Annotated in this window: 29 protein-coding genes and 1 other annotated feature; of the genes, 26 read left to right on the top strand and 3 right to left on the bottom strand. The window is 35.6% G+C overall.

Annotated elements, in window-relative coordinates; genetic code table 11:
- A partial coding sequence (locus FYJ55_RS10800) for a hypothetical protein (RefSeq protein ID WP_195836675.1) occupies positions 1-331 on the top strand: 331 nt, incomplete at its 5' end.
- A gap of 17 nt (positions 332-348) precedes the next feature.
- On the top strand, positions 349-1,662 hold the full coding sequence (locus FYJ55_RS05445; protein WP_154555986.1) for an IS3 family transposase: 1,314 nt from the start codon (positions 349-351) through the stop codon (positions 1,660-1,662).
- A gap of 227 nt (positions 1,663-1,889) precedes the next feature.
- Here the strand turns inward: FYJ55_RS05445 and FYJ55_RS05440 are convergent, their stop codons facing one another.
- Entirely contained in the window at positions 1,890-3,017 is a 1,128-nt protein-coding gene (locus tag FYJ55_RS05440) for a GGDEF domain-containing protein (RefSeq protein WP_154555985.1), read from the bottom strand.
- A gap of 192 nt (positions 3,018-3,209) precedes the next feature.
- On the opposite strand from FYJ55_RS05440, the gene FYJ55_RS05435 reads away from it, so the two are divergent.
- From FYJ55_RS05435 to FYJ55_RS05365, 15 genes are all read left to right on the top strand, one after another.
- Positions 3,210-3,386, top strand: a complete 177-nt coding sequence (locus tag FYJ55_RS05435; protein ID WP_154555984.1) for a hypothetical protein — start codon at positions 3,210-3,212, stop codon at positions 3,384-3,386.
- Positions 3,387-3,435: 49 nt separating this feature from the next.
- Positions 3,436-3,714 (top strand): hypothetical protein, encoded by a 279-nt coding sequence (locus FYJ55_RS05430; protein WP_154555983.1) that lies wholly within the window; start codon positions 3,436-3,438, stop codon positions 3,712-3,714.
- Positions 3,715-3,723: 9 nt separating this feature from the next.
- A complete protein-coding gene (locus FYJ55_RS05425) occupies positions 3,724-4,500 on the top strand; it encodes a PTS sugar transporter subunit IIC (RefSeq protein ID WP_154555982.1) in 777 nt (258 codons plus the stop codon).
- 9 nt (positions 4,501-4,509) lie between these two features.
- Positions 4,510-5,274 (top strand): PTS system mannose/fructose/sorbose family transporter subunit IID, encoded by a 765-nt coding sequence (locus tag FYJ55_RS05420; protein WP_154555981.1) that lies wholly within the window; start codon positions 4,510-4,512, stop codon positions 5,272-5,274.
- A gap of 91 nt (positions 5,275-5,365) precedes the next feature.
- Positions 5,366-5,689, top strand: a complete 324-nt coding sequence (locus FYJ55_RS05415; RefSeq protein WP_004613237.1) for a hypothetical protein — start codon at positions 5,366-5,368, stop codon at positions 5,687-5,689.
- Between the two features lie 109 nt (positions 5,690-5,798).
- Positions 5,799-5,869: a sequence feature (ribosomal protein L21 leader region), on the top strand.
- A 30-nt stretch (positions 5,870-5,899) separates the two neighbouring features.
- A complete protein-coding gene (gene rplU / locus FYJ55_RS05410) occupies positions 5,900-6,202 on the top strand; it encodes a 50S ribosomal protein L21 (protein WP_003864193.1) in 303 nt (100 codons plus the stop codon).
- 2 nt (positions 6,203-6,204) lie between these two features.
- The gene (locus FYJ55_RS05405) at positions 6,205-6,519 is read left to right on the top strand and encodes a ribosomal-processing cysteine protease Prp (protein ID WP_117573511.1); all 315 of its coding nucleotides are present in this window, start codon (positions 6,205-6,207) and stop codon (positions 6,517-6,519) included.
- A 3-nt stretch (positions 6,520-6,522) separates the two neighbouring features.
- Complete coding sequence (rpmA, locus tag FYJ55_RS05400) at positions 6,523-6,807, top strand: 50S ribosomal protein L27 (RefSeq protein ID WP_154555980.1); 285 nt, start codon at positions 6,523-6,525, stop codon at positions 6,805-6,807.
- Positions 6,808-6,871: 64 nt separating this feature from the next.
- The gene (obgE, locus tag FYJ55_RS05395; RefSeq protein WP_154555979.1) at positions 6,872-8,152 is read left to right on the top strand and encodes a GTPase ObgE; all 1,281 of its coding nucleotides are present in this window, start codon (positions 6,872-6,874) and stop codon (positions 8,150-8,152) included.
- 61 nt (positions 8,153-8,213) lie between these two features.
- Positions 8,214-8,963: an exodeoxyribonuclease III gene (locus tag FYJ55_RS05390; protein WP_154555978.1), complete on the top strand. Its 750-nt coding sequence runs from the start codon at positions 8,214-8,216 to the stop codon at positions 8,961-8,963.
- Positions 8,950-9,543 (top strand): Holliday junction branch migration protein RuvA, encoded by a 594-nt coding sequence (ruvA, locus tag FYJ55_RS05385; protein WP_229771099.1) that lies wholly within the window; start codon positions 8,950-8,952, stop codon positions 9,541-9,543. The genes FYJ55_RS05390 and ruvA overlap by 14 nt, the downstream gene beginning before the upstream one ends.
- Before the next feature lie 5 nt (positions 9,544-9,548).
- Positions 9,549-10,559 carry a Holliday junction branch migration DNA helicase RuvB gene (gene ruvB / locus FYJ55_RS05380; protein ID WP_154555976.1) on the top strand — a complete coding sequence of 337 codons (1,011 nt, stop codon included), beginning with the start codon at positions 9,549-9,551 and terminating at the stop codon, positions 10,557-10,559.
- A gap of 48 nt (positions 10,560-10,607) precedes the next feature.
- Positions 10,608-12,152 (top strand): single-stranded-DNA-specific exonuclease RecJ, encoded by a 1,545-nt coding sequence (locus tag FYJ55_RS05375; RefSeq protein WP_195836674.1) that lies wholly within the window; start codon positions 10,608-10,610, stop codon positions 12,150-12,152.
- A 31-nt stretch (positions 12,153-12,183) separates the two neighbouring features.
- The gene (locus tag FYJ55_RS05370) at positions 12,184-12,705 is read left to right on the top strand and encodes an adenine phosphoribosyltransferase (protein WP_154555974.1); all 522 of its coding nucleotides are present in this window, start codon (positions 12,184-12,186) and stop codon (positions 12,703-12,705) included.
- Between the two features lie 33 nt (positions 12,706-12,738).
- Complete coding sequence (locus tag FYJ55_RS05365) at positions 12,739-14,943, top strand: RelA/SpoT family protein (protein WP_154555973.1); 2,205 nt, start codon at positions 12,739-12,741, stop codon at positions 14,941-14,943.
- 5 nt (positions 14,944-14,948) lie between these two features.
- Here FYJ55_RS05365 and FYJ55_RS05360 read toward each other — a convergent pair whose 3' ends face one another.
- Both FYJ55_RS05360 and FYJ55_RS05355 read right to left on the bottom strand, forming a co-directional pair.
- Positions 14,949-15,491, bottom strand: a complete 543-nt coding sequence (locus FYJ55_RS05360; RefSeq protein ID WP_154555972.1) for a YdcF family protein — start codon at positions 15,489-15,491, stop codon at positions 14,949-14,951.
- Positions 15,481-16,491 carry a nucleotidyltransferase family protein gene (locus FYJ55_RS05355; protein ID WP_154555971.1) on the bottom strand — a complete coding sequence of 337 codons (1,011 nt, stop codon included), beginning with the start codon at positions 16,489-16,491 and terminating at the stop codon, positions 15,481-15,483. Before FYJ55_RS05355 ends, FYJ55_RS05360 begins: the two co-directional genes overlap by 11 nt.
- Positions 16,492-16,578: 87 nt before the next feature.
- On the opposite strand from FYJ55_RS05355, the gene FYJ55_RS11405 reads away from it, so the two are divergent.
- From FYJ55_RS11405 to FYJ55_RS05310, 9 genes are all read left to right on the top strand, one after another.
- The gene (locus FYJ55_RS11405) at positions 16,579-17,088 is read left to right on the top strand and encodes a YceD family protein (protein WP_117926063.1); all 510 of its coding nucleotides are present in this window, start codon (positions 16,579-16,581) and stop codon (positions 17,086-17,088) included.
- 11 nt (positions 17,089-17,099) lie between these two features.
- Positions 17,100-17,270, top strand: coding sequence for a 50S ribosomal protein L32 (gene rpmF / locus FYJ55_RS05345; protein WP_003864180.1), 171 nt, complete (start codon positions 17,100-17,102; stop codon positions 17,268-17,270).
- Between the two features lie 47 nt (positions 17,271-17,317).
- On the top strand, positions 17,318-18,151 hold the full coding sequence (locus FYJ55_RS05340) for an undecaprenyl-diphosphate phosphatase (RefSeq protein ID WP_154555970.1): 834 nt from the start codon (positions 17,318-17,320) through the stop codon (positions 18,149-18,151).
- 119 nt (positions 18,152-18,270) lie between these two features.
- Complete coding sequence (gene rny / locus FYJ55_RS05335) at positions 18,271-19,824, top strand: ribonuclease Y (protein ID WP_154555969.1); 1,554 nt, start codon at positions 18,271-18,273, stop codon at positions 19,822-19,824.
- A gap of 143 nt (positions 19,825-19,967) precedes the next feature.
- Positions 19,968-20,141, top strand: coding sequence for a 4Fe-4S binding protein (locus FYJ55_RS05330; protein ID WP_154555968.1), 174 nt, complete (start codon positions 19,968-19,970; stop codon positions 20,139-20,141).
- A 61-nt stretch (positions 20,142-20,202) separates the two neighbouring features.
- Positions 20,203-21,636 carry a tRNA (N6-isopentenyl adenosine(37)-C2)-methylthiotransferase MiaB gene (miaB, locus tag FYJ55_RS05325; protein WP_154555967.1) on the top strand — a complete coding sequence of 478 codons (1,434 nt, stop codon included), beginning with the start codon at positions 20,203-20,205 and terminating at the stop codon, positions 21,634-21,636.
- Positions 21,637-21,675: 39 nt separating this feature from the next.
- Positions 21,676-23,367, top strand: a complete 1,692-nt coding sequence (locus FYJ55_RS05320; protein WP_154555966.1) for a ribonuclease J — start codon at positions 21,676-21,678, stop codon at positions 23,365-23,367.
- A 14-nt stretch (positions 23,368-23,381) separates the two neighbouring features.
- Positions 23,382-25,724, top strand: coding sequence for a DNA translocase FtsK (locus tag FYJ55_RS05315; protein WP_154555965.1), 2,343 nt, complete (start codon positions 23,382-23,384; stop codon positions 25,722-25,724).
- Between the two features lie 25 nt (positions 25,725-25,749).
- The gene (locus FYJ55_RS05310) at positions 25,750-26,178 is read left to right on the top strand and encodes a RidA family protein (protein ID WP_118114556.1); all 429 of its coding nucleotides are present in this window, start codon (positions 25,750-25,752) and stop codon (positions 26,176-26,178) included.
- Positions 26,179-26,381: the final 203 nt, after the last annotated feature.

Here is a 26,381-nt window from a genome sequence, read left to right as displayed (position 1 = left end):
TTATATTGCCCTTTATAAACAATTGGAAAAAGGAATGACAGCTATCGAAGCCTATGAATCATTGGGATTCGACACAAAAACACTTGGAAAAGACTGTGCGCAGTCTGCAGCCAAAAGAGCAAGACAAAAGGCTAGAAATGGCGAGTTTGAACCAAAAGCAGATAACTTTGATGGAAGTGTTCCAATTGAAGAAATGCCTGAAATGAGTCTTGAAGAAAAAGTGGCATATCAGGAAGCTCGTATCAGATATTTGGAAGATTACGTAGAATTTCAAAAAAAAATGCCATCCATATTGGAGGAGATATACTCATCGTACAACATCAAGAAGTAAAAGATGATAAATTTTACATGGCATATGACTATATAAAAAGAGGAAAAGTAGAAGAAAATGGATATACGAACACAAAGGTTTTCAAGATGTTCGGTATCAGCAGTACAGGTTATTATAACTATGTTGCACGAAAAGAAGACAGAAATGGAAAACTTGCAGCTCAAAGAAAAGATGAAAGTTACGTAATCAGCTGTTTTAAAGAGATAATCAAAGTATTGGGATTTGTCCCTGGCAAAAGAACATTCCGTCGCCATATGTTTAGAAGATTCAACTATAAGATAAGTGTATCCAGAACGTCAAAGATCATGAAAAAGATGCAGATCACGGCACAACTTCCTAAAAAAGATGCCTATAAAGGTCAGGCCACACATCACCATGAATGTATGGCCAAGCCAAATCTTATCAACCGCAATTTCAAACTGGGAGTAAGACAAGTTGTTCTTACTGATATCACTTATATTCATTATGGTTACTATCGCACACCTGCCTACATGTGTGCTTTTAAAGATGCCTATACAACAGAGATACTAGGACATGCCGTATCAAGTAAAATGGATGTAGCTCTTATTCAGGAAGCCTTCAACAATATGATGGATGATCATAAAAGTGAGTTTCCAAAAGATATGGAAGTATACTGTCACAGTGACCAAGGCTCTCAGTACCTTTCAACTACATTCAAACAATTATTAAATGATAATGACTTTATCCAATCCATGTCAAGAAGAGGCAACAGCCAGGACAATGCACCCATGGAATCTTTTTTTGGACGCATGAAAACCGAAATAATCGACATTATCGCTAGATGTAAAAATCTAGATACTGTAAAACAATTGATCAACGGATATATAAATATGCACAATAATGAACGTTATCAGGAAAACCTTGCAGCCCTTTCTCCAAGTGAATTCTATACATATAAAGTAACAGGACAATATCCATTGGATAATTACTATGGAATAGAAGCTACAGAACTAATGTCGCTTGAACAGATCATTGAAGCAAAACTAGAGATGAAAGAAAAGAAAAAAGAATTGAAAAAAGAACGTCAAAAAATCAATGAACAACAGTCTCGATTATTTACAGATCCACTTGAAATCATAAAACGAGACAAGAAGAAAATAAAATCCGAAAAGAAGAAATGGGATAAACAGCTTGAACTTGTGGAAAACCAATTGGTAAAGATAAAAGATGTACTTCAAAAAATAGATAACGCTTTGCGCTTCTACTACAATGAAGCAACCGATGAAATCAAGGAACAATTGAAAGATCCATTGAACTGGAAGAATCATACACAACTTGATTACTATAAAGATATTGACGCATTATACTAAAATCTAAAAAACAAATCATAAATCTCAGATTGAAAAAAGTCCAAAAATCAGGACTTCTTTTCGTCGTGCAAACAACAAATAAATTACAAGTATAAAAAATGGGCATCACTATTTGTGACACTCATTTAACAAGAACTGTCAGATATTTGTCCTTGACTTTTGAACCAGTTTAATATAATTGCTCATCTTTTTTGTTCAAAATAAAAAAGGCGATGAACTCGCCTTGATTACTGCATTAAACGATGCATATTTTTAGCTTCATACATAGAATCGTCCATGGCTGATAAGAATGCATCGATATTTTTTCCATTGTATTTTGCGATTCCTATTGAGAAAGATAAATGGAATGGTTCTTTTGATTTTAAATTAAATTGCCGAACATTATATGTAATTTGTTTCTTTAAAGCCAAGGCTTCTTCATCCGATTTGAGTTTCGCAAAGATCACAAATTCATCCCCACCCATACGAATGGCAACTGAATCTTTATCAATCGAATATTGTAGAATTTTACCAAACTGTATGAGGGCATAATCACCTTTTAAATGTCCATATGTATCATTGATGGCTTTAAAGCTATTGATATCCATCAAGAATCCGTATACATGTTTTGGTTTATCATTTTGCAGCTTATTCAGATAATGGTTCATGTATTTTCGATTGTAAAGTCCGGATAAATCATCAATAAAGGATATAGATACTTGAATTTCAATGTAAACTATGATAAATGCGATTGCGACACAAAGCCAAATCGTAGAAACTCCAAAGAAGAAACCTTGAATCATGGTGCCAATCGTACAAGGGATGATAAAGTAGTAAATGGGAAAGAATTCTACTAAAATGGTATCGGTTTTAGCTTTTTGAACAGTATATATACTTTCAATAAAATAAACGAAGACGAAAAGATATAAAATAAAATTCATGGGACCACGAGTATATACATTTTCCTTTGAAATATCAAAGATGATACCCGTTCCCAATAAATTGATAATGATCAAGATTGTGGCAATGATCAATGGAATGGCTAAGATTCTTGATTTCTTCTTGATGCGCTCAAAATTTCTATGAATATGATATTCTACGAATAAACACCAACAATAAACGATGATGCCTGGGCTAGCTGAAGAAATTGTATTTGAGATATATTGTAAAATATGAAAGATAAAACCTGGGTGTGCATCAATGATAAAACTAAGCGTTTCATTGACCGTGGCAATAAAGGTAACTATCAGCATAAAGTTATATATTTTTTCATCAAACTGATTTGTTTGTGCAATACGAATTCGATATAGCAATAAGAAGAGTACTAAAAATGCCCCAGTCCCATTTGCCACCAGTATCTCGGGTATGTTGATCATAATAAGCTCCGTTTCTTTTTGATTAGTTAATTTAATGATAATCCTCTTTATAAAAACTTGCAAATGATGTAAACTAAAATTAACAAAGATTAAGGATAAATTAAGTGTTGGATAAATGTCTGTTCAATCGTATGTAGTCATATTGTACTTTGTTTAAAGCAATTTATACTAAAAGTATAAGGAGGTACAGATATGACTATGATTAAAAATTCAATGGTAGAACTCTTTATTTTACTACTTTGCGCATGTACCGTTTTTATTTATAAACTACCGTATACAATCAACACTTGGTTATTGAATTCAATTGTGATTGTGGTAATGGGCATTTGTATTCTTAGAATTGCACTTAAAATGATGAATAATAAATAATCTTGGCTTTTCCTAATGGGAAAGCCTTTTCTTGTGGTATATTATACATATGAAAAGATTTTTAAAAGATATTGCACAAGGTATATATGATGGACTACAGGAAGATGAAGCTACACATGATCAATACAGTTTTCAAGAAATCTATGATGTAATCCAGGAATTTGTATCCTATGTTTTTGTTGGCTTGATTTTAAGCGTGGGAGCTGTTTTTGGATATCCCTATTATAAGACATTTATATCATTAGGTGCGGTACTCCTTCTTGTATGGGCATTTATCTTGTATTATTTTTTAAATTCAAAGGATTTTAAAAAAATCAAAAAGAAATGAGGAAGAGGTATGCAAACTGTTTTAGTTTTACTTGTGGCATTTGTCGCAGGCATTGAAGGCATCTTGGATGAGTTTGAATTTCATCAACCCATTGTTGCCTGTACTTTAATTGGTTTAGTGACAAACCATTTAGCAGAAGGATTATTATTAGGTGGATCTTTACAATTGATTGCCTTAGGATGGGCCAATATTGGTGCGGCTGTTGCACCTGATGTATGTTTAGCGAGTGTGATTTCATCTATATTGATGATCCATGGCCTTGAAAGTGCAATTGAAGCTAGATATGTGATTGCGTTTAGTATTGCCCTAGCGATTCCATTATCTTTAGTGGGGTTATCATTGACAAAGGTATGTCGTAATTTAGCAATCCAACTTGTACATAAGATGGATGAGACAAAAAAAGTTTCTTATTATCAATGGATTGGTATTTGTATGCAAGGAATTCGTGTTTTGATTCCTACAATCGTTTTATTATTGATTCCATCATCCGTGATTTGTTCAATTTTGGAAATGATCCCTGTTTCAATTTATAAGGGATTATTGATTGGTTCGGGTGTAGTTTGTGTGGTTGGCTTTGCGATTGTAGCGAATGTATTAGGATCTAAATTTACATATCCATTCTTTATGATTGGATTTGGACTTGCATGTATGACAAGCTTGTCTTTAATATCTTTATGCTTTATTGGTGGTGGCTTAGTTTGGCTATATATGTTGTTGAATGCCAAGAAACAATCAAGTAAAACAAGTAATGATCCATTAGGGGACATCTTAAATGATTATGAGTAGGTGGTTTATATGAAGAAAAGTACAAGATTAAAGGTTTGTTTAAACCATCAATATTTACAAGGTTCATGGAATTTTGAGCGTATGCAAAATGGTGGCTGGTGTTATGGCTTGCTTCCGGCATTGAAAGAATTATATCCAAACAAAGAAGATTATGATTTGGCTGTAGAGCGCCATTTAAAGTTTTATAATACACATCCATATGTTTCTGCTCCCATTGTTGGTATTGTCTTGGCTATGGAAGAAGAAAAGGCAAAAGGTGCTGATATTTCAGATACATCTATTCAAGATGTAAAGATTGGCTTAATGGGACCGTTGGCAGGTGTAGGAGATCCTGTATTCTGGTTTACAATGCGTCCGATTCTTGCTGCTGTTGGTGCATCGCTTGCGTTATCGCAAAATGTTCTAGGACCTATTTTCTTCTTTGTGGCATGGAACGTACTTCGTTTTGGTTTTCTTTGGATTACACAAGAGCTTGGTTATAAGAAAGGTACTAAGTTGATTACGGACTTATCGGATACATTCTTAAAGAATGTAACATTAGCTGCAAGTATGCTCGGAATGTTTGTGGTTGGAATTTTGGTACAAAGATTTGTGCAGATTCATGTAGTAAATATTCAATCCGATTTAGATATGGTTTTACCTGGAGTTCTTTCTTTATGTGTATTCTTTGGTTGTACAAAGATACTAAAAAAAGGTTTTTCGCCCGTATTATTGATTGTTATTTTGTTTGTTCTTTGTATCATTTTGGAAATGGCAGAAATCTTAGTGATTTAAGTCTAAAAATATGATTATGATGTATAAAAAGCTAAATCGGAATTTATCAGAAAATGAGGAATAATAGTTGAAATGGAGGCGCTATAATAACATGAAGATTGAAGGGAACCAGAAAGAACTGGATGCAATGGTAGAATTTCATAAGGGAAACCGTGTCGAGGGGCTGAGACTGCAAGAAGAATTTGCAGCGGAATTTCGTAAGGAGTATAAAGACAAAGATCATTGTCCTTGCCTGAAAGCCTGTCGTTATCACGGAAACTGTAAGGAATGTGTAGCAATCCACAGAGCGCATCAGGAACATGTTCCTAATTGTATGCGACCATTGATTAATAAAAAATTGAAATTGATGTCAGAATTAACAGAGCATACTTTGGCAAATGAAATAGAAGCTCCACATGAGATTTTAAGAAAATAGGCAAGTCAAATTCCAGTTTATCAGTATAATACATAGAGCTAAAAAATAGAATTTTATCTTGACGTATTGCTTTATATCCTTTAAAATATCAATGTTGCAAACTCCGTGTATGGACTTGCAACCGCCCAGAAAAGGTTTAAGTTGAAATTTCACACCTTGATGGCGAGTATCAAGCTAAATGTGAAAAAAGAATGAATAGGAGGTGCACACATGTACGCAATTATCGAAACTGGTGGAAAACAGATCCGTGTTGAAAAGGATGCTGTTATCTTCGTTGAAAAATTAGAAGCTAACGAAGGAGACACAGTTACATTTGACAAAGTATTATACGCTGATGGAAAATTTGGTAAACCATTCGTAGAAGGTGCAAAGGTAACTGGTGTTGTTGAAAAACAAGGCAAAGGAAAGAAAATCACTATCGTGAAATATAAAGCCAAAAAATCTTCAACACGTCGTAAACAAGGACACCGTCAACCTTACACTCGTGTAAAAATTGAAGCTATCGAAGCTTAATTATGATTAAAATTAAAATTGCTAGAGATGAACATGGGATTTCATTGATCTCTATGCAGGGACATGCTGAGTATGATCAGTATGGAAAAGATATCGTCTGTTCTGCAGCCAGTACCATTATTATTGGTGGTATTAACGCAATCGCACAGCTTGGCTATTTAAGTTTCATTTCTTATAAAGTAGATGCAGGAGATGTTGAATTAGAAATAAACAATACGGAATGTGCTGAACTACAAATCATATTGAATACGCTATTGGTTCAGTTTCAAAGTATTGAAGAGAGTTATCCTAAATACATACAAGTACAGGAGGTGTAAAAAATGTTATTAAAATTAGACTTACAGTTATTCGCTTCTAAAAAGGGAGTTGGTTCTACAAAGAACGGTCGTGATTCTCACTCAAAACGTTTAGGAGCTAAATTAGCTGATGGACAATCTTGTCACGCTGGAAGCATTATTTATCGTCAACGTGGAACAAAAATTCATCCAGGAACTAACGTAGGACGTGGTGCTGATGATACATTGTTCGCATTAGTTAACGGTGTTGTTAAATACGAACGTCTTGGTAAAGATAGAAAGAAAGTTTCTGTTTATCCACAAGCTTAACAAGTGTGAAATTTAAGATCCCGTTGCTGGGATCTTTTTTAATGAGAAAGAAAGGAGGGTATATATGTTTGTAGATCAGGTCAAAGTTCATATAAAAGCAGGTAAAGGTGGAGATGGTTTAGTAAGTTTTCGCCATGAGAAATATGTTGCCTATGGTGGACCTTTTGGGGGCGATGGAGGTAACGGTGGAGATGTCATTTTTGAAGCCGATCCAGGAATGACAACACTTTTAGATTTACGTTATCACCGTAAGGTGATTGCTACTCCGGGTGAAAAAGGTAAAAATAAAAAGATGCATGGAGCCAATGGAGAACATAAAGTAGTAAAAGTTCCATTAGGAACGATTGTAAAGAGAAGTGATAATAATCAAGTACTTGCTGACTTGACAAAACCACACCAACGCCAAGTTGTAGCACATGGTGGTCGTGGAGGTCGTGGTAACTGGCATTTTAGATCAAGCCACAATACAGCACCAAAATATGCAGAACAAGGTGTATTGGGTGAAGAATTTGATTGTATTGTAGAACTTAGAGTACTTGCCGATGTTGGATTGGTAGGATTCCCTAGTGTAGGAAAATCCACATTCCTAGATGCTGTTAGTAAAGCGCGTCCAGAAATTGGAGATTATCCATTTACGACAATCACACCAAATGTTGGGGTTGTACAAACCGGAGATGGAAGAAGCTTTGTACTAGCCGATTTACCAGGACTTATTGAAGGAGCAAGTGATGGTAAAGGTTTAGGTCACCAGTTCTTGCGTCACATTGAAAGATGTCGTGTTATTATTCACATTATTGATATGGGTGCAGAAGATGGACGAGATCCATTAAAAGATTATGAAGTCATTAATAATGAGTTGAAGTCTTACCAGATTCGTTTATTGGAAAGACCACAAATTGTTGTCGCAAATAAAATGGATATGGAAAATGCCGAAGAAAATGTTCGTCGTTTTAAAGAAAAATATCCAGATATCCCAGTATATGAAACAACAACGATTATTCATGAAGGCTTAGACCCAGTACTTCGTAAAGCAGCTGATCTTCTTGCAACAACACCAGTATTCCCAATTACGGAAGATACGGGCGAGACAGGTGTTATGTATACATTTGAAGAGAAGAAGAAAGACATCATTATTGAAAAAGTAGAAGATGGCGTATGGAATGTTTCAGGTCCTAGACTTGAACGTGTATTTGACATCAATAAGTTGAATACAGAAGAAGACTTCTATCTATTTGCCAATAAGATGCGTTATCTTGGAATTGATACAGCTTTAAGAGAGGCTGGATGTCAAGATGGAGATACAGTACGTTTATTAGGCTTTGAATTTGAATTTATTGAAAACTAAGGTTACACATTGTGTAGCCTTTTCTTTTGGTGTGGTATAATGCTTCTGAGGTGGTTTTTTTATGAAATGTATTTCGTGGAACGTAAACGGGATTCGTGCCGTATTAAAGAAGGATTTTGTGGAAATTCTTTATGCTTTGGACGCAGATATTTTCTGTATTCAAGAAACGAAGGCTCAACCCGATCAAATTGAAGTGGATTGTGAATTATATCCGTATCAATATATAAATAGCGCACAAAGAAAAGGCTATAGTGGAACAATGATTTTCTGTAAAGAAGAACCAGTGTCGGTTCGTTATGGAATGAATATGGAAGAACATGATACAGAAGGAAGAGTAATTACTCTTGAATATCCTACATATTATGTTGTGACTGTTTATACACCAAACTCAGGAGATGGTCTAAAGCGTTTAGATTATCGTATGGAATGGGATAAAGCGTTTAGTGCCTATTTAAAATCATTAGATAAACCAGTTATGGCTTGTGGCGATTTTAATGTGGCCAATGAAGAGATCGATATTAAAAATCCAAAGACAAATCATAAAAATGCAGGTTTTACAGATGAAGAAAGAGATAGTTTTAAGAAGTGTTTATTGTCTCATTTTGTAGATACATACCGTACTTTGTATCCTGAAAAAGTAGAATATTCTTGGTGGAGTTATCGCTTTAAGGCTCGCGAAAAGAATGCGGGATGGAGAATTGATTATTGGTTAGTATCACCGGAATTAAAAGATAAAATTGTGGATGCCAAGATTTTGACAGATGTATATGGTTCCGATCATTGTCCTGTAGAATTAGATGTTGAGGTGTAATATGATTGCGTTTGTGAATGGCGTTGTAAGAATTATTCGAAGTGATCGTGTTGTGTTGGATGTGCATGGGGTAGGCTACGAAGTCTATCTGGCAAATGCTTTAAGTCAAAAAATGGGAGATGAATTGTTTCTTTATACGTATCAACATGTACGTGAGGATGCGATCTTGTTGTTTGGTTTTTTAAAAGAAGAAGACTATGAAGTGTTTATGCGTTTGATCAATGTGAAAGGCATTGGTCCTAAAACAGCACAGACTATGTTGTCGGTATGTTCGGGAAAAGAAATGATTGAAGCCATTGAAAATGATGATATCAAAAAACTTAAGTCTTTACCTGGTATTGGTGCAAAAACGGCAGGACAAATTGTTCTAGATCTAAAAGGCAAGTTTGTATCTTTGGAAACCAGTGATGGAGCTACATCAAATCCAGTGTGGGGCCAAGTTCAGGATGCGCTTTTATCACTTGGATATAAGACAAATCAATTAACGACAATTAAAAAGGAATTAGAAAATACAGAATTAGGAGAAGATGAAATGCTAAGACAAGCATTGATCTTACTCGCAAAAAGAAATGGAGTATAAGATAAATGCCTAGAGAAGTAGATGGAAATTTACAAGAGTGTGATAACTTTGAAAAGACATTGCGTCCGCAAAGTTTAAATGAATATATTGGGCAATCGGAATTAAAAGAAAATCTAAATGTGTTTATTCATGCGGCAAGATCTAGAAATGAAGCTTTGGACCATGTTTTATTCTACGGTCCTCCTGGACTTGGAAAAACAACATTGGCATATATTCTTGCTAATGAGATGCATGGAAATCTTAAAACAGCCAGTGGTCCTTCGATTGAAAAAAGTGGAGATCTAGCTGCGATTCTTACGACGCTTGAACCAGGAGATGTCTTATTTATTGATGAGATCCATCGCTTGCCAAAACAAGTAGAAGAAGTGTTGTATCCAGCTATGGAAGATTATTGTCTAGATATTGTGGTAGGTAAAGATTCGGCTACGGTACACAATATTCGTATTAATTTACCACCTTTTACACTTGTTGGTGCCACAACTCGTGCCGGAGATTTAAGTGCTCCTTTACGTGATCGTTTTGGAATCATTTCCCAATTGGAGTACTATAATTTATCAGACTTAGAAAAAATTGTTTATCGTACAAGTTGTGTTATGAATACGGAAATTGATAAAAATGCTGTCACAGAAATAGCTTTACGCTCACGTGGGACTCCACGTATCGCAAACCGTTTGTTTAGACGTGTGCGTGATTTTGCACAAGTCTATAATGAGGGTTTGGTTTCAAGTGAAATTGCAAAAACAGCTCTAGACCGACTTCGTGTAGATCATTTAGGTTTGGATGCGGTTGATCACAAATACTTAAAGGGTATTATTGAAAGATTTAAAGGAGGTCCCGTCGGGCTTGAAGCCATCGCATCAAGTATTGGAGAAGAGCCGATGACGCTCGAAGATGTATATGAGCCCTATTTATTACAGATTGGTTTTATCAATCGAACGCCAAGAGGAAGAATTGTAACGCCTAAAGCGTATGAGCATCTTCAAATTCCTTATCAGAAAGAATTGTTCACAGATTAATAGTCTGTGAACATTTTAATATATGGTATAATAATTAGCATGGAACAAATGACAGAATTAACAAAAAAAGTATTAGAATTTTTAGAGCCCGATACATCAAAATGGGAATATTGGACAACGAGTCAGCCTTTAAATTCAATTTCTGAATCTGCATGTATGGAAAGGTTTAAAAAGCGTATAGCACAAGCTGTTTCGAATTGTGAAAAAGTAATCGTTGCCGGTGACTATGATTGTGATGGTATCAGCGCAACAACCATTATGGTTTCAGGATTAAGACAACTAGGCCTTGAGTGTGGTTTCTATATTCCAGACCGTATCAAAGAGGGGTATGGATTAAGTGAGGCGACTGTTACACTTGCACACAAAAAAGGTTATTCCTTGATTATCACAGTAGATAATGGAATTAAGAGTACGCAAGCTTTAGCGTTGGCTAAAGAATTGGGTATGGATGTAATCGTAACGGACCATCATACAATGGATGAAGAGGTGAATTGCGATATTGTAGTGCATCCAACATTGATGGAATCTTGTTTTGAAACACTATGTGGAGCTGGTGTTGCCTATGAATGTATGCGTGTATTAGGAGTTGACAATGACTATCTTTTACAGCTAGCAGGCCTTGCGAGTATTTCAGATATGATGATTGTGAAAGGGCAGACGCGTGCTTTGATTCAAAATGCTTTACGTTTGATGAATCAAACGCATGAAAAACATATATTTTCATTAGCTACCGACCGTGAGTTAAATGAAACGAGTATTGGTTTTCAGGTGGTCCCAAAATTAAATGCGATTGGAAGATTAAGTAATCTTGCGAATGCGAATAATGTTGTTCGTTATTTTTTAGCGCAGGATGATGAGAGTATTTTTACATTGGGTCAGCAGATTACACAGATCAATACGATTCGTAAACAATTATCGGATCAGATGCAAAAAACAGCTTTGATGAAGTGCAAAGGCAATGAAGATATCTTTATGATTGAAGATGCAAGCTTTCATGAGGGAATCATTGGTTTAGTTGCAGGATCGATTTGTGCTAGCTTTAATAAGCCTTGTATTGTCTTGGCAAAAAATGAGCAGGGGTATAAGGCAAGTATGCGAAGTCCAGAGGGCTTTAACTGTATGGATTTTTTAGGTGAATATCCACATTTTGTGACGTTTGGCGGACATGAAAATGCAGCTGGTTTTTCTTTGAATCTAAATGAATTTGATTTGTTTGAAAAATTTATTTATACACGTATCAAGGAATATACGTATAGTGTAAAGAAGAAAAATACATTAGTCATAGATGATGAAGAATTAAGTTTAAAAACCATTCAATCTTTAGATATACTTAGACCGTTTGGTCCTGGTTTTGTGTTTCCTAGTTTTGAAATCGTTCAGCCAAAAATTAAAAGTTTATATGATTTTCAAAATCATAAACATCGAAAGTATACTTTAGAATCTGGCTTGCAGTGTATGCGATTTAACCAGAGTGAAGCGGAGTATAAAAAAAGTGTAAATGCGATTTATTCATTTATTGGAACTGTTCAAATCAATCAGTATCAGGGTCGTAAACAGGTAAATTTTGTGATTGATGAGATTGTATATGCGTAGTAAAATGGAATCAATTAGAAAGAGGTTTAGTATGGATTTAAAAGATTATATTGAGAGTATTCCAGGATTTCCTAAGGAAGGAATCGTTTTTAGAGATGTAACACCTATTTTGCAAAACGCGAATTCGATGCGTTATTGTGTAGATCAATTCAATGACTTTGTGAAAAGTATTGGTGCCGATGTTGTGATTGGCCCAGAAGCTCGTGGTTTCTTATTTGGTGTGCCAGTAGCTTTAGAGAATCATGTTGGTTTTGTGCCCGTTAGAAAGCCAGGAAAACTTCCTAGAGAAACAGTGAATGAAACGTACGATCTAGAATATGGTCAAGATGAGCTTTGTGTCCATGCGGATGCCATTTTACCTGGGCAAAAAGTTGTGATCATCGATGATTTATTAGCTACAGGAGGTACTGTAGAAGCCATTATTAAAATGGTTGAGCGTATGCAGGCAAGCGTTGTCGGTGTAGCTTTTGTGATTGAATTGGATGATTTAAAAGGAAGAGAAAAATTTAAAGATATTCCAGTGTGTGCTTTAACACATTTTAAGGGAGAATAAAGAATTTAATTTAGGAAAGGGGGCGCAGTGATTATGAGTCAGAAAAAGCAAGTTACTTTTGAAGAGTGCATGGAGAATGTACAGACATATATAAAACGCCCAGAAAACATTGAGTTGATACAAAAGGCATATGATTTTGCCTATGAACACCATAAGGGGCAGTTTCGTAAAAGTGGAGAGCCTTATGTCATTCACGTAATTCAGGTGGCGAATACATTAGCGTTAATGCATTGTGGCCCTAAAACGATTGCGGCTGGTCTTTTACATGATACAGTAGAAGATTGTGAAGGCGTAACTACAGATACGATTATAGAATTGTTTGGTGAAGAAATCGCAACTTTGGTGGATGCAGTTACGAAAATTGGTGCCATTAAGTTTAAAGATGAAGAAGAATATTTGGCAAGCAACCATCGTAAGTTATTTATTGCGATGGCCAAAGATATTCGTGTCATCTTGATTAAATTGGCGGACCGTCTACATAATATGCGTACGTTGCAGTATATGCGTCCGGAAAAACAAAAGAAGATTGCGCATGAAACGTTGAGTGTATATGCACCGATTGCACACCGTTTAGGTATCAGTGAAATAAAAAACGAGTTGGAAGATTTGTCTTTTAAATATCTAGATTATAAGAAGTATGAAGAAATCAAAGGGTTGGTAAAACAACGTGAAAGTGATCGTAATGGTCAAGTTCAAGAAATGATTTCGGATATTGAATCGATTTTACAAGAGTATAATATTCAATATCGTATTTTTGGCCGTTCTAAACATTTCTACAGCATCTATAAAAAGATGGTTACAAAAAACAAGCGTTTTGAAGAAATTTTAGACTTATTAGCAATTCGTATTATTACAGATTCAGTGGTGCATTGTTATGAAATATTAGGTTATATCCATGCCAAATATAGACCGATTCCTGGTCGTTTTAAAGATTATATTGCGATGCCAAAAGCCAACATGTATCAGTCTTTGCATACGACGATTGTAGAGCCAGAACATGGTAATATTTTTGAAATCCAGATTCGTACTGAAGAAATGGATGCGATTGCCGAACGAGGTGTTGCGGCGCACTGGAAGTATAAAGAAAATCGTAATTATGCGCCTGAGTATGAACAAAAAGAGATTGAGGATAAACTTTCTTGGTTTAGAGATTTCTCTATGATGACTGATGAAGAGAGTGAAGATCCACTTGAATATATGAATGTACTTCAAAAAGATATTTTTGAAGCCAATGTATATTGTTTAACTCCTAGAGGTAAAGTTATTGCGTTACCTTCAGGTTCTTGTCCAATCGATTTTGCGTACAGAATCCATACGGAGGTTGGTAATAAAACGGTTGGTGCTAAAGTCAATGGAGCTATTGTACCTTTGAACACGTCATTAAAAACGGGGGATGTTGTTGATATTTTAACCAACAACAACTCTGTAGGTCCGAGTGCAGACTGGATTAAGATTGTTAAGAGTGGACATGCACGAAATAAGATTCGTACTTTCTTACAAAAACAAGAGCAGCAGTCACGCAAGGACAGCATTAAGCTAGGTCAATCGATGCTTGAAGATGAGTTTAGACGTTTGAAGCTGGATCCAAAATTAATGGAAACCAAACGTTTAGAGTCGATTTTAACATCTTTGTCATTTAAGAGTGTGGATGATCTATATGTAGGTATTGCGATGAAGCGTGTATCATTGCAGTCCATTGTGGATCGTTTGGTGAAGAATCGTTCAAGTATGTTGGAAAATCAGGAAATTATGAAGATCTACAATAAGCAGCCAGCTCACCAAGTGAAACATTCAAATTGTGGTGTTATTGTTCCAGGCGTTGATACAATTGCGGTATCTTTGGCCAATTGTTGTCGACCTATTCCGGGTGATCCAATTATTGGATATATTTCTAAAGGCCAAGGTGTGAAGGTCCATAGAGCGGATTGTCCAAATATCTTGAATGAAAAGAAACGTCTGATTCCTGTTCAATGGGAAGAGGGCTTAGATGAAAAACAATATGAAGTCAATTTGGTGGTTCATAGTGATGATCGTAACTACTTGTTGAGTGATATTGTAACGACTTTACAGCAGTGCAATGTTTATTTAAAACATGTAGATTCGGCTGTGGATGAAGGAAACTTAGAGGCAACTACAAAACTAACGGTTGCAGTAAAGAATGCAGCGCATCTACAAAATTTAATTGCGAACTTAAAAAAAGTACGAAGCGTCAATGAAGTCGATCGTACAATTCAATAGGAAGGCTAATACCTTCCTATTTTCTTCTGAATTTCAATTTTAATGTAGATGATACGAGAAATAATTTCGCGAAGAATGTGCTTCATCTTTAAATCTTTAAACCACGAACAACCATAATCTGAAAAGAATTGCTTGGCAATTGCACAAGCTCTTTTGGCGTGCGTTTGGGATGTTAGAATGAGCACATCTTGCTCTTGAATATATTCTTTAGATAACTTGAAGTTTTCAAAGGTATTTCTTGCGTGTGTTTCTAGAATGGTTGGGATTTTAGTTTTATTTGTTATATAATTGTGCATAACTTTGGCTTCCACATACTCATTTTTTACATTTGACCCAGAGATAATTAGCGTATCATAAAGCCCCTTTTTATACATGTCAATCGCAAGATTGCATCTTTTGATTTGACTTGAAGACATGGTTCCATCATCATGAGCAGGACATCCAAGTAATAGTGCGTACGCATAGTGTTTCTTTCGCTTTGGGATACGTGGAAAAAAATAGATGTATAGACACACAAGAAAGATTAAAATGCATATACTAACGATCATAATACACCACCTTTCTAGCTTTAAATGTGTCAAAAGATAGATATTGACATTTGAGTTCAATGTCTTGCAGAAATTTAGGCAATTCTTTAAATTTTGTGATGACTTGTTTACCTTTTAAAAATTCTTGTCCTACAGAATCAAAGCCTGATACAATAACTTGATTGAAATGGTTGTTCTCTTGCATCTGTGCTTTTGTGATTTGAAGTAAAATGAACATACAAGTTCTTTGAATACGTGCTTTTGTATAAGTTTTAGAAATGGAAGCCATAAGAAAATCTTGCCACTTTTGATATTTTTTGGCATTTTCTTTTAAGCGATATTCAATCCCTTCGTTGACTAAAAAGTATGTGGATAAAGTATTTGTATCGGATAAAAGTAAAAATTTTCTTAGATATGGATAATGTGTGTCCCATGTTTGGTTTTTATTAAAGTAGTCATCATTGAATTGAGAAATACCGTCAAAGTATTCTTTGCGTGTTTGCGTAGCACTTTTAAAAGAATCATTACGAGCAATTGTACAAGGGGTAATACCGTATTTCTCGCATTGTTTGATATATTGAATGCCTAAGATATCATTAGGACGAATATTTTTGGTGTATAGATTTTGATTCATGCTTAAAGATGGAACCACTTGAGTCGATTCCATTTGTTTCGAATATTCTTTTAGAGTGCTGATGTTGTTTGTTTCAGAGCCAAAACAAATTTGATCAATATGTAATTGACTTAAAGACTCAACAGCATATTTGGCAAAGTAATCCGCACTTTGTGCTGCATAACAAGGAGGAAGCTCAATGACTAGATTGCATCCGGCTTCGAGGGCTAGCTTCGTTTTATCTTCCATAGTTAATAGGTTAAAAAGGCCTCGTTGTGTAAAATGATTGGAAACAATCGCAATTAAACAATCACATTGTGTTAATTCTTTCGTTTTTTGGATATGATAGATATGTCCTTGATGAAAAGGATTATATTCTGCAATAATTCCACATGTTTTCATATTCATTATGATATCAAAATCTTTTTCTTGTGGAAATATTGACTTTATCAATTACTTTTATTATAATATCAAATGCGACATGAGGTGAAGATCGTGAAATTTAATAGAAAAGACTTCTTAAATGCAAAAAACCATATTATTGAAATTGATGAGTGGATTGCGGTTGAAGAAAACGATCTGCTTCATCATACTTCTGTCAAGTCTATTCCAGATGTACATGTTACGGGTACATTAGAGTTTGACGGAATGAATTTCGTATCGAGTGATTTGAGAATGGATGGAACAATGATTGTTCTAGATTCCATCACAAACGAAGATATTGATTTTCCATTTGAGGCGGAGTCGCAACAAACGTATTCTTTTGTTCCTGTACAGGATGCGGAAGATCAGGAAATTATCGTGGTGAAAAAAGAGACAATCGATATTAACCCAGAGATTTTCCAGGCGATATTATATGAGGCTCCAATGAGTATCACTCGTTTACCTCGAGATCAATATCCAAAGGGAGATGGTTGGCAGCTTTTATCGGATCAAGATAAAGAAGAGCCAAAAATTGATCCACGATGGGAAAAATTAAATGATTTCAAACTGGATGATGACTAGGAGGTGCAAGCATGGCAGTTCAACAGAGAAGAAATTCAAAAACACGTAAAGCAAAACGTAGAACACATTACAAATTGGTGAAACCAGCGTTGACTCGTTGTCCAAATTGTGGTGAATATAAACTTGCTCACAAGATGTGCTCTTGTGGCGAATACAACGGCAAACAAATCGTTGAAAAGTAAAAATGTAGCCAGGATTTCCTGGCTTTTTCTGTAGTATGGAGGATAGTATGATCGAGATTTTAAAATCGATATTGTATGGTATTGTTGAGGGGATTACTGAATGGCTTCCAATTAGTTCAACAGGACATATGATTTTATTAGAAGAAATCATGCCTATGAATGTATCAAAATCATTCTGGAGTATGTTTCTTGTCGTAATCCAGTTAGGGGCCATTCTTGCGGTTGTTGTTTTATACTGGAATAAAATTTTCCCATTTAGAAAAAATAAAGAAGGAAAATATACTTCTGTGAAATCTATCTGGATCTTATGGTCTAAGATTTTAGTAGCTACAATTCCTGCAGCATTTATTGGCTTGGCATTGGATGATTGGATCGATGCACACTTATATAATGGCTTTGTCGTAGCGATAATGTTGATTTTAGTGGGTGTCGCGTTTATTTATATTGAAAACCGTAATAAAGATATGTGTCCTAGTGTAAATAGTTTATCTGCTTTATCTTATAAAGATGCATTGATTATTGGTTTGTTTCAAGTTGTGGCAGCTGTACTTCCTGGAACTTCAAGATCAGGAGCTACGATTGTTGGTGGATTGATGATTGGTGTCAGTCGTGCAGTAGCTGCAGAATTTACTTTTTTCTTAGCGATTCCAGTTATGTTTGGAGCGAGTCTATTGAAGTTGGTGAAATTTGGACTTGCGTTTAGTGTTCTAGAATTTTTTATTCTAGTGATTGGTATGGTTGTGGCATTTTTTGTATCTATTTTTGTGATTCGCTTCTTAATGTCATACATAAAAAAACACGATTTCAAAGTATTTGGATGGTATCGTATCGTATTAGGTGCATTTGTTTTAATCTTCTTTGCGATTCGTGCTTTATTATAAGATGTTTGTCAAGGCAAACATCTTTTATTTTGGATGTTGAGTTGATAGACTTTATACCTGTTTTCGTGTATAATATTTTTGGTTTTACCTAGAACAAAGGACGAAAAGGAGGAAATAGTATGGATGTACTATGGATCGTTTTGTCTGGTGTCGCAGGTCTTGCGATTGGATCTGGCTGTATGGTCGGACTTTCCAAAGCAGGTTTAAATAAGAATCAGCAAAAAGCAGAACAGATTTTAAAAGAAGCTCAAAATGAAGCGGAATCTCGTGTAAAACAAGCCGTGTTAGACGGAAAGACACAGGCTCATGATTTGCGCGTAGAAGCTGAAAAAGAAATTAAAGAACGTAAACAAGAATCAATGGAATTAGAGAACAAGTTATTGCGTAGAGAAGATAACTTGAATTTTCGTGATGAAGCGTTAAATCAAAAAGAGCGTCAGATTAATGAAAAGATGAAAAGTGTTGCTGACAAACTGACATCATTAGACGAAAAAGAGAAGAAATTACAAGAAGAAATCGACAAACAGGTTGTCATTTTAGAGAGTGTTGCCAAAATGTCAAGCCAGGCAGCAAAAGATGAATTATTTGCGATTGTGGAAAAGAAAATGGAACATGAAACAATTGCGTACATCAAAGATAAAGAGGATGAGGCAAAGGCGACTGCCAATGAAAAAGCGCAGAATATCATTGCCTTAGCTATTGAGCGTATGTCTCAGCAGGAAACTCAAGAAAAGACAGTCAGTGTTGTTTCTTTACCTGGTGAAGAAATGAAGGGACGTATCATTGGTCGTGAAGGACGTAATATTCGTTGTTTTGAACAAGCAACGGGTGTTGAATTAAATATCGATGATACTCCAGATTTGATTACGATTACATGTTTTAATCCAGTACGTCGTGAAGTGGCTCGTTTAGCTTTGGAACACTTGATTCGTGATGGAAGAATTCAGCCGGGACGAATTGAAGATGTTGTTAAGAAATATCAGAATGAAATTGATCAAGAGATCATGAAGGCTGGTGAGGAAGCTATCTTTAAACTGGGTATTGGTCGTATTGATCGTGAAATTGTAAAATTGATTGGTACATTAAAATATCGTTATTCTTATGGACAAAATGCTTTGCAGCACTCTATGGAAGTTGCCTATATCGCTGGATGCATGGCAGCTGAACTTGGATTGAATCAGCAAATTGCCAAACGTGCTGGATTGTTGCACGATATTGGTAAGGCATTGAATATTGAGCAGCAAGATGGGTCTCACGTTGAATTGGGATACAAGTTCTGTAAGAAGCATGGTGAAAAAGAAATTGTATTAAATGCGATCCACTCACACCATGGGGATGTAGAACCTAAGTTCTTGACGAGTCATTTGGTCATCGCAGCAGATACAATTAGTGCTGCAAGACCTGGTGCACGTAAAGAAAGTGCTCAGGCTTATATCAATCGTCTTGAAAACTTAGAGAAAATTGCGAATGGATTTGAGGGTGTTTCAAATGCGTTTGCGATTCAGGCCGGTCGTGAAATTCGTGTACTTGTAAATCCAGAACACGTGGATGACTTGACTTGTGTAAAATTAGCTCGTGATATTCGTGATAAGATTGAATCTGAATTGACATATCCAGGTCAAATCAAGGTTAATGTTATTCGTGAGACACGTGCCCAGGAATACGCAAAATAAAAATGTCGGGCTTTAGTCCCGACTTCAATTTTTTAGTTTGGTAAATGAATTACGGTAAGCCAGCACTTACTAAACTGTCTTGATTCACTACTTGGTTATCGCTATAATTTGAGTATAAATTATTAAACAAGGAGGAAATAACAATGGCAGTAAATATCGATAAAGATGCTTGCATCGGATGTGGTGCTTGTGTAGGAGGATGCCCTGTAGGAGCTCTTTCATTAGACGATGAAGGAAAATCAGCTTGTGACGAAGGAACTTGCATCGACTGCGGTTCATGCGTAGGAACTTGCCCTGTTGGAGCAATCAGCCAGTAATTCAAATTTAAACACATTTGCCAAGCTTAGTGCTTGGCATTTTTTTTCGAAAGGAGATCACATGAAACAAAAACCAGGATGGGTATTACCCGATTTAAAAGAAGCACAAAAGCGTACTACAAATACAATTGATCGTATTGATACATTTACTATTCCTGAAGCTGCTCGTATGATGGGAAGAGGAAAAAAATATTTTATTTCTACATATGGCTGCCAGGCTAATGAGCGTGACAGTGAAACATTGGCTGGTATTTTAGATGAGCTAGGATTTGTACCTAATGAAACGGCTGAAGGCAGTGATGTCATAATTATCAATACTTGTGCAATTCGTCAAAATGCGGAAGAAAAAGTATTGGGTGAGATTGGTAACTTCAAACGTTTATATCGCGAAAACAAAGATCTTGTGATTGGTGTTTGTGGATGTATGGCACAAGAGGAAGGTTTAGTTGAAACTTTATTAACGAAATATCCTCAAGTTCGTTTATTGTTTGGCACACACAATATTCAAGAGCTTCCTAGCATGCTTTATAGTTGTATGGTTGAGGGTAAAAAAGTTGTAAAGATTTACTCTAAAGAAGGAGAGGTTTACGAAAATCTACCGGTACACCGTTTTGGAACATTCAAGGCTTGGGTCAACATTATGTATGGTTGTGACAAATTCTGTACATATTGTATTGTTCCTTATACTCGTGGTAAACAGCGTTCACGTAAGATGTCTGAAATCTTAAAAGAGGTTCAGCAACTTAAAGATGAGGGTTATAAAGAAATCACATTGCTTGGACAAAACGTGAATGCGTATGGAAAAGATATGGATAATGAACAGGATTTTGCGACATTATTAGAAGAAGTTGCTAAGATTGGCATTCCTCGTGTTCGTTTTACAACCAGTCACCCTTGGGATTTCTCCGAAGAAATGATTGATATAATCGCAAAATATGACAATATCATGCCATTTATTCATTTGCCACTACAATCAGGAGATGATGATGTACTTAAGTTAATGGGTCGCCGTTATACAAAAGAATCATATTTAGCTTTATATGATAAGATTGTCAATACAATTCCAAATGTTTCTGTTTCAACAGATATCATTGTTGGTTTCCCAAATGAAACCGATGAGCAGTTTGAACACACTCTAGATGTGGTTCGTTATTGTAAATACGATAATGCCTTTACATTTATTTTTTCAGCAAGACCTGGTACACCAGCTAGCCGTATGCATGACTCGATTGATATGGAGACAAAGAGAAAGCGTTTAGCGAAATTAAATAAAACATGGAATGATCTGGCTTTAGAAAAGAATAAAGCTTATGTGGGTCGTACTGTTACCGTATTAGTGGATGGCTTAAGTAAGAAGAATGAAAAGGTATATTCTGGATATACAGACACCCAAAAATTAGTTAACTTTAAAGGTGAAAATATTCAGCCTGGAGATTTTGTAGAAGTTAAAATTACAGAGGCGAAAAGTTTCTCTTTAGATGGCGTTGCGGTGTGATATAATTTAGAAAAATAATACTATTTAAAAGGAGATAATATGAAAGAAGAAAAAATTCCTTCATTAACTGAAAAAATCCGTATCTTTGCCCTTGGTGGTTTAGATGAAGATGGTAAAAATTTATTCTGTGTGGAGGTGGATGAATCCATCTATGTAATAGAGGCGGGTATCAAATTTCCTGACAACAAGGAGTCATTAGGTATCGAGTTTATTATTCAGGATTTTACGTATTTAGTCGAAAATAAAGATCGTGTTGCGGGTATTTTTATTACGCATGGTCATGATGACGTTATGGGAGCTTTACCATATTTATTAAAACAAGTCCCTTGTGATGTTTATACCGCTCCATTAGCTGTAAAAGAAGTACAGAAAATGATTCGTCAGGAACATATTACAGGTGTGCGTGTACATTCTGTAAAGCGTAATGAAAAAAAGCGTATCGGCAAAAGAAGAGTTGTTTTCTTCCCAATTACGCATGCTTATCCAGGAACATTTGGTTTAGCGATTGGTACAGATCAAGGCTATATTGTATATTCTGGTGAGTTTATTGAAGACTATGATGATTTAGACGATGCATATCGTGCCGATTTCACAACGATTTCAGAACTTGGTAACGAAGGTGTATTGGTTTTGTTACAGGAAAGTAAAGGTGCAGAAAGAAGTGGACACACTTCTCCGAGTCATCGTATTTCCCCTAAGCTTTTACAGGTTTTAGAAACACATGAAAATAAGCGTGTATTTGTGAGTGTGTATACACAAAGTGTATATCGTATTCAGGAAATCATTGATTGTTGTATGGCAAGTCGTCGTAAGATGGTATTCTATTCAAAAGAATTACGTGATTTAGTAGGGCGATTAAAAGAAATTGGGTATGAGGTAGATCCTTCTTTAGTGATTGATCCAGCTGATTTTGATAACTCAATGAAAGATGTTGTCGTAATCATTTCTGGGCAAGGTAAATCTTTATTCAAAACTATCAACAACATTGCTAACAATGAATTAGAATCGATTGTGTTTGATCAGGATGATGTCATTGTGGTCGCAAGTCCGGTTGTACCTGGTGTTGAAAATGAATTCAAGAGCATGGAAAATGACATGTACAAAAAAGAGGGTGAAATCATCGTCTTAGATAAGAATGTTTTGAGTATGCACCCTAGTAAAGAGGATTTGAAAATGATGATCTTCCTTACAAAACCAAAATACTATATTCCAATCAAGGGGGAATATCGTTTGTTGCACATGAATTCACAGATTGCGGTTGAAATGGGATATGATCCAAGTCGCATCATCATTTTAGATAATGGACAGGTTGCTACTTTTGAAAATCGCAAATTAGTTTCTTGCGCAATGGAATTAGAGCTTCATGAAACAATGATCGATGGAAAAGAAAACTGGGATATGGCAGGTGTCGTATTAAAAGATCGTGAAACATTGAGTACGGATGGTGTCATGATTTTAGCAATTGGTATCAACGCAAAGACAAAGAAAATCATTAATGGTCCAGATGTACAAAGTCGTGGATTGATCTATTTGCGTGATGCAGAATACATCACGGGTGATGTAGCTAAAATTATGGAAGATACGATCAACGAGGCGGTTGAAAATAAAACGTATGACAATTTAGAAACGCGTAACTTGATTCGTGATAAGGTTTCTAAATATCTTTATAAACAAACCGCAAAAAGACCGATGATTTTACCGGTTATTTTAGAAATAAACTTAAATAAGTAGAAAGTGGGGTAAGTATGGCAAAAGCCAGAAAAAAAACAACACGAAGAAAATCTACGAAAAAGAAAACACAAACGTCTTGGTTGCACTCAAACTTATTTCGTTTGTGTTTCCTTATTTGTATGATATGTATTAGTTTTATTGTCGTTTTAGAATTTGGCATTGTAGGAGCTTTTTTAAAACATTTCTTTGAATTCTTATTTGGAACTTTGACAAATGGATTATTTATTTTGAATGCTACCTTGTGTGCAGTTCTTATTTTCCATAAGGAACAGCCTGTGATTCGTAAGCGTCATATGTTTGGAATCTTATTTTTGGCACTTGGCTTAAGTTTGATTTCTTCGATTATAGAGTTTAAACCACACCCAGGTAGCTATGGCTTAAAATATATTATGGAAAATGCCGGTAATATAATTACGGGTCATTTGAAAACATATTCTGGATTGGCAGGGGCTTTGTTGCTATGTCTTTTTCAGTCATTATTCGATTATTCTGGAACCTATGTCATGGTACTATTGTTTTTTGTGCTAGCTATCTTAATGTTTGGTTATGAAAAAATTGTAGGTTTTGAAAGAAAACCTAAAAAAATAATGAAGAGTGCTCCAATCAAGGAAACACCTGTTTCGATTGATCGTAAAAACTTTATTTTTGAAGATGAAGATACAAATGAATCGAGTTTTCAAATTATTAATGCCGATCCTGTAAAACCTGTACAACCAGATGCTGTGGATGAAGAAAAAGAAATGGATGAGCCTTTGATTATTGGGGATTTAGAACCTAGAAAACCAAGCTTTATGGTGGATGTGGATGATGAACCGAGTCCTGTAGAGTTCAAAAAAGAAGTTCCTGTTGTCAATGAGGGTGTTGTAGAAAGGGTTGAACCTAAACATTATGTTGCGGATGAAAATTCGGATTTTAAAAACTATAAGCTTCCAAAATTAAATGTTTTAGAGGATATGGAAAGAAAATCAAGATCCAATGTGAATGTGACTACAGCGAAGGAAAAAGGTGAAAAACTGATTGAGATCTTGCATGAGTTTGGTGTGGAGGCTAAACTTGTACAAATTCATATTGGTCCAAGTGTCACAAAGTTTGAAATTAAGCCAGAACTTGGTGTTCGTGTGAATAAAATCAGTAACTTACAAAACGATATCAAGATGGGGCTTGCGGCTAAGGATATTCGTATTGAAGCACCGATCCCGGGTAAGGCAAGTGTTGGAATTGAAATTCCAAACGTTGAAAAGACAAGTGTTCAGATGAAGGATTTGATGCGTACAATACCGGATTCTATGAAAGATAAAAAGTTGCTTTTCTGTTTAGGAAAAGACTTAATGGGGAACAATGTCTATGGTGAATTAAATCGTATGCCACACTTATTGATTGCAGGAGCTACGGGTAGTGGTAAATCGGTTTGTGTCAATGCGATCATTTCTTCGATTTTAATGCGAACAAAGCCAGATGAAGTAAAATTAGTTTTGATTGATCCTAAAAAAGTGGAGTTTACTCCATATAATGATGTACCACATTTATTATCTCCAGTGATTACGGATGGTGATCTTGCCAATAAGGCATTAAAGGTCATTGTAGAAATCATGGACCGTCGTTATGACTTGTTTGGTGAATTAGGCGTTCGTAATATTGCGGCATATAATGAGTATGTCAAAAATCATGAAGATGATCATTTAAAAGTATTGCCTCGTATTGTGATTATTATTGATGAGTTGGCCGACTTGATGTTGGTGGCAGCTAAAGAAGTAGAAGCAAGTATTCAAAGAATTACACAACTTGCTCGTGCCGCCGGTATTCATTTGATTGTTGCCACACAAAGACCGAGTGTGGATGTCATTACAGGTGTTATTAAGGCAAATATTCCAAGTCGTATTGCGTTTGCGGTATCACAAGCTGTCGATTCAAGAACGATTTTGGATCAAGCTGGAGCAGAGCGTTTGCTAGGAAATGGAGATATGTTGTATTTACCAAATGGTGAGACGAGTCCTCGTCGTATCCAGGGTGTCTTTATTAAGGATGAAGAAGTCAATAACATTTGTGCATTTGTAAAATCGCAGGCAAGACCAAAATATGATGATGCCTTTATTCAATTAAAAGATTTACAAAATCAAGGAAATGAAGCGGGAAATGTTACAGCTGATCCTTTGTATGAGGAAGTGAAGCGTTTTGTGATCGCATCTAGAAAGGCAAGTACGTCTTTGATTCAAAGAAAGTTCTCTGTGGGTTATTCTAGAGCGGCAAGATTGATGGATGTTTTAGAGGCAAATGGTATCATTGGTCCCGCTAGAGGAAGTAAGCCTAGAGAAATTTTAGTGCAAAACACTTTAGAAGATGGCGTAGATTCTATATAATAAGAGAAGAAAGGAATTTAGTACTATGAATATATTTTTAAAATCAGCAGGAAAACAAGAGGGAACATCTTGCGTTTCAAATATGGTTCAATTGGGAGACTTCTTTTATTTAAGTGGTCAGACTGGACTTGGCGAAAGCATTCAGGAACAGACAATTACAGCCATCAATAAGGTAATTGATGTTTTATCAAACTATGGTTTACAGCTTCACCATGTTGTGAAGTTCACTGTGTATTTAAAGAATATCGAGGATAAAGAAGCATTCTTGAATACATTCAAAAACTTTGTCGACGAACCATTCCCAGCATGTACAATTGTGGAAGTATCGAATTTAGCCGATAATGCCACAGTATGTATTGAGGGTCTTGGCGTAAATACACTTCGTCATGAAGAACAAATGCAACAATCAAGTTGCTCACATGATTGTTCATCATGTGGTGGAGGTTGCCACTAATACACCGGTTAATCCGGTGTATTTTTATTTGTGTTTTGGCTTTAGCCAGTTTGAGCGAGGGATTCGAGCGAAAACAACAAAACCACCTGCTATGCGGGTGGTGTCAAAAAATGTTATACAAAATAATCACCATTCTTTCTATAATGAAGGTGTTCAAGCTATCAAAATAAGAAAGAATGGTGATTATAATGGCTAATAAAGCA

The organism is Holdemanella porci, from assembly GCF_009696075.1.
GTDB classification, from domain to species: Bacteria; Bacillota_I; Bacilli_A; order Erysipelotrichales; family Erysipelotrichaceae; genus Holdemanella; species Holdemanella porci.
Note: the sequence above shows the minus strand (reverse complement) of the source record. Positions and strands in the feature narration are given on the sequence as shown.

Bases quoted from the DNA above. Each gene is read 5' to 3' on its own strand.
- FYJ55_RS05315 (WP_154555965.1), top strand. From the start codon at position 23,382: ATGGCAAAAGCCAGAAAAAAAACAACACGAAGAAAATCTACGAAAAAG.
- FYJ55_RS05415 (WP_004613237.1), top strand. From the start codon at position 5,366: ATGAAGATTGAAGGGAACCAGAAAGAACTGGATGCAATGGTAGAATTT.
- FYJ55_RS05425 (WP_154555982.1), top strand. From the start codon at position 3,724: ATGCAAACTGTTTTAGTTTTACTTGTGGCATTTGTCGCAGGCATTGAA.
- rpmA (WP_154555980.1), top strand. From the start codon at position 6,523: ATGTTATTAAAATTAGACTTACAGTTATTCGCTTCTAAAAAGGGAGTT.
- FYJ55_RS05320 (WP_154555966.1), top strand. From the start codon at position 21,676: ATGAAAGAAGAAAAAATTCCTTCATTAACTGAAAAAATCCGTATCTTT.
- FYJ55_RS05355 (WP_154555971.1), bottom strand. From the start codon at position 16,491: ATGAATATGAAAACATGTGGAATTATTGCAGAATATAATCCTTTTCAT.
- rny (WP_154555969.1), top strand. From the start codon at position 18,271: ATGGATGTACTATGGATCGTTTTGTCTGGTGTCGCAGGTCTTGCGATT.
- FYJ55_RS05430 (WP_154555983.1), top strand. From the start codon at position 3,436: ATGAAAAGATTTTTAAAAGATATTGCACAAGGTATATATGATGGACTA.
- FYJ55_RS05375 (WP_195836674.1), top strand. From the start codon at position 10,608: ATGACAGAATTAACAAAAAAAGTATTAGAATTTTTAGAGCCCGATACA.
- ruvB (WP_154555976.1), top strand. From the start codon at position 9,549: ATGCCTAGAGAAGTAGATGGAAATTTACAAGAGTGTGATAACTTTGAA.
- miaB (WP_154555967.1), top strand. From the start codon at position 20,203: ATGAAACAAAAACCAGGATGGGTATTACCCGATTTAAAAGAAGCACAA.
- FYJ55_RS05420 (WP_154555981.1), top strand. From the start codon at position 4,510: ATGAAGAAAAGTACAAGATTAAAGGTTTGTTTAAACCATCAATATTTA.
- rplU (WP_003864193.1), top strand. From the start codon at position 5,900: ATGTACGCAATTATCGAAACTGGTGGAAAACAGATCCGTGTTGAAAAG.
- obgE (WP_154555979.1), top strand. From the start codon at position 6,872: ATGTTTGTAGATCAGGTCAAAGTTCATATAAAAGCAGGTAAAGGTGGA.
- FYJ55_RS05365 (WP_154555973.1), top strand. From the start codon at position 12,739: ATGAGTCAGAAAAAGCAAGTTACTTTTGAAGAGTGCATGGAGAATGTA.
- FYJ55_RS05330 (WP_154555968.1), top strand. From the start codon at position 19,968: ATGGCAGTAAATATCGATAAAGATGCTTGCATCGGATGTGGTGCTTGT.
- FYJ55_RS05440 (WP_154555985.1), bottom strand. From the start codon at position 3,017: ATGATCAACATACCCGAGATACTGGTGGCAAATGGGACTGGGGCATTT.
- FYJ55_RS05340 (WP_154555970.1), top strand. From the start codon at position 17,318: ATGATCGAGATTTTAAAATCGATATTGTATGGTATTGTTGAGGGGATT.
- FYJ55_RS05310 (WP_118114556.1), top strand. From the start codon at position 25,750: ATGAATATATTTTTAAAATCAGCAGGAAAACAAGAGGGAACATCTTGC.
- FYJ55_RS05405 (WP_117573511.1), top strand. From the start codon at position 6,205: ATGATTAAAATTAAAATTGCTAGAGATGAACATGGGATTTCATTGATC.
- FYJ55_RS05445 (WP_154555986.1), top strand. From the start codon at position 349: ATGGCATATGACTATATAAAAAGAGGAAAAGTAGAAGAAAATGGATAT.
- ruvA (WP_229771099.1), top strand. From the start codon at position 8,950: ATGTTGAGGTGTAATATGATTGCGTTTGTGAATGGCGTTGTAAGAATT.
- FYJ55_RS05390 (WP_154555978.1), top strand. From the start codon at position 8,214: ATGAAATGTATTTCGTGGAACGTAAACGGGATTCGTGCCGTATTAAAG.
- FYJ55_RS05360 (WP_154555972.1), bottom strand. From the start codon at position 15,491: ATGATCGTTAGTATATGCATTTTAATCTTTCTTGTGTGTCTATACATC.
- rpmF (WP_003864180.1), top strand. From the start codon at position 17,100: ATGGCAGTTCAACAGAGAAGAAATTCAAAAACACGTAAAGCAAAACGT.
- FYJ55_RS05370 (WP_154555974.1), top strand. From the start codon at position 12,184: ATGGATTTAAAAGATTATATTGAGAGTATTCCAGGATTTCCTAAGGAA.
- FYJ55_RS05435 (WP_154555984.1), top strand. From the start codon at position 3,210: ATGACTATGATTAAAAATTCAATGGTAGAACTCTTTATTTTACTACTT.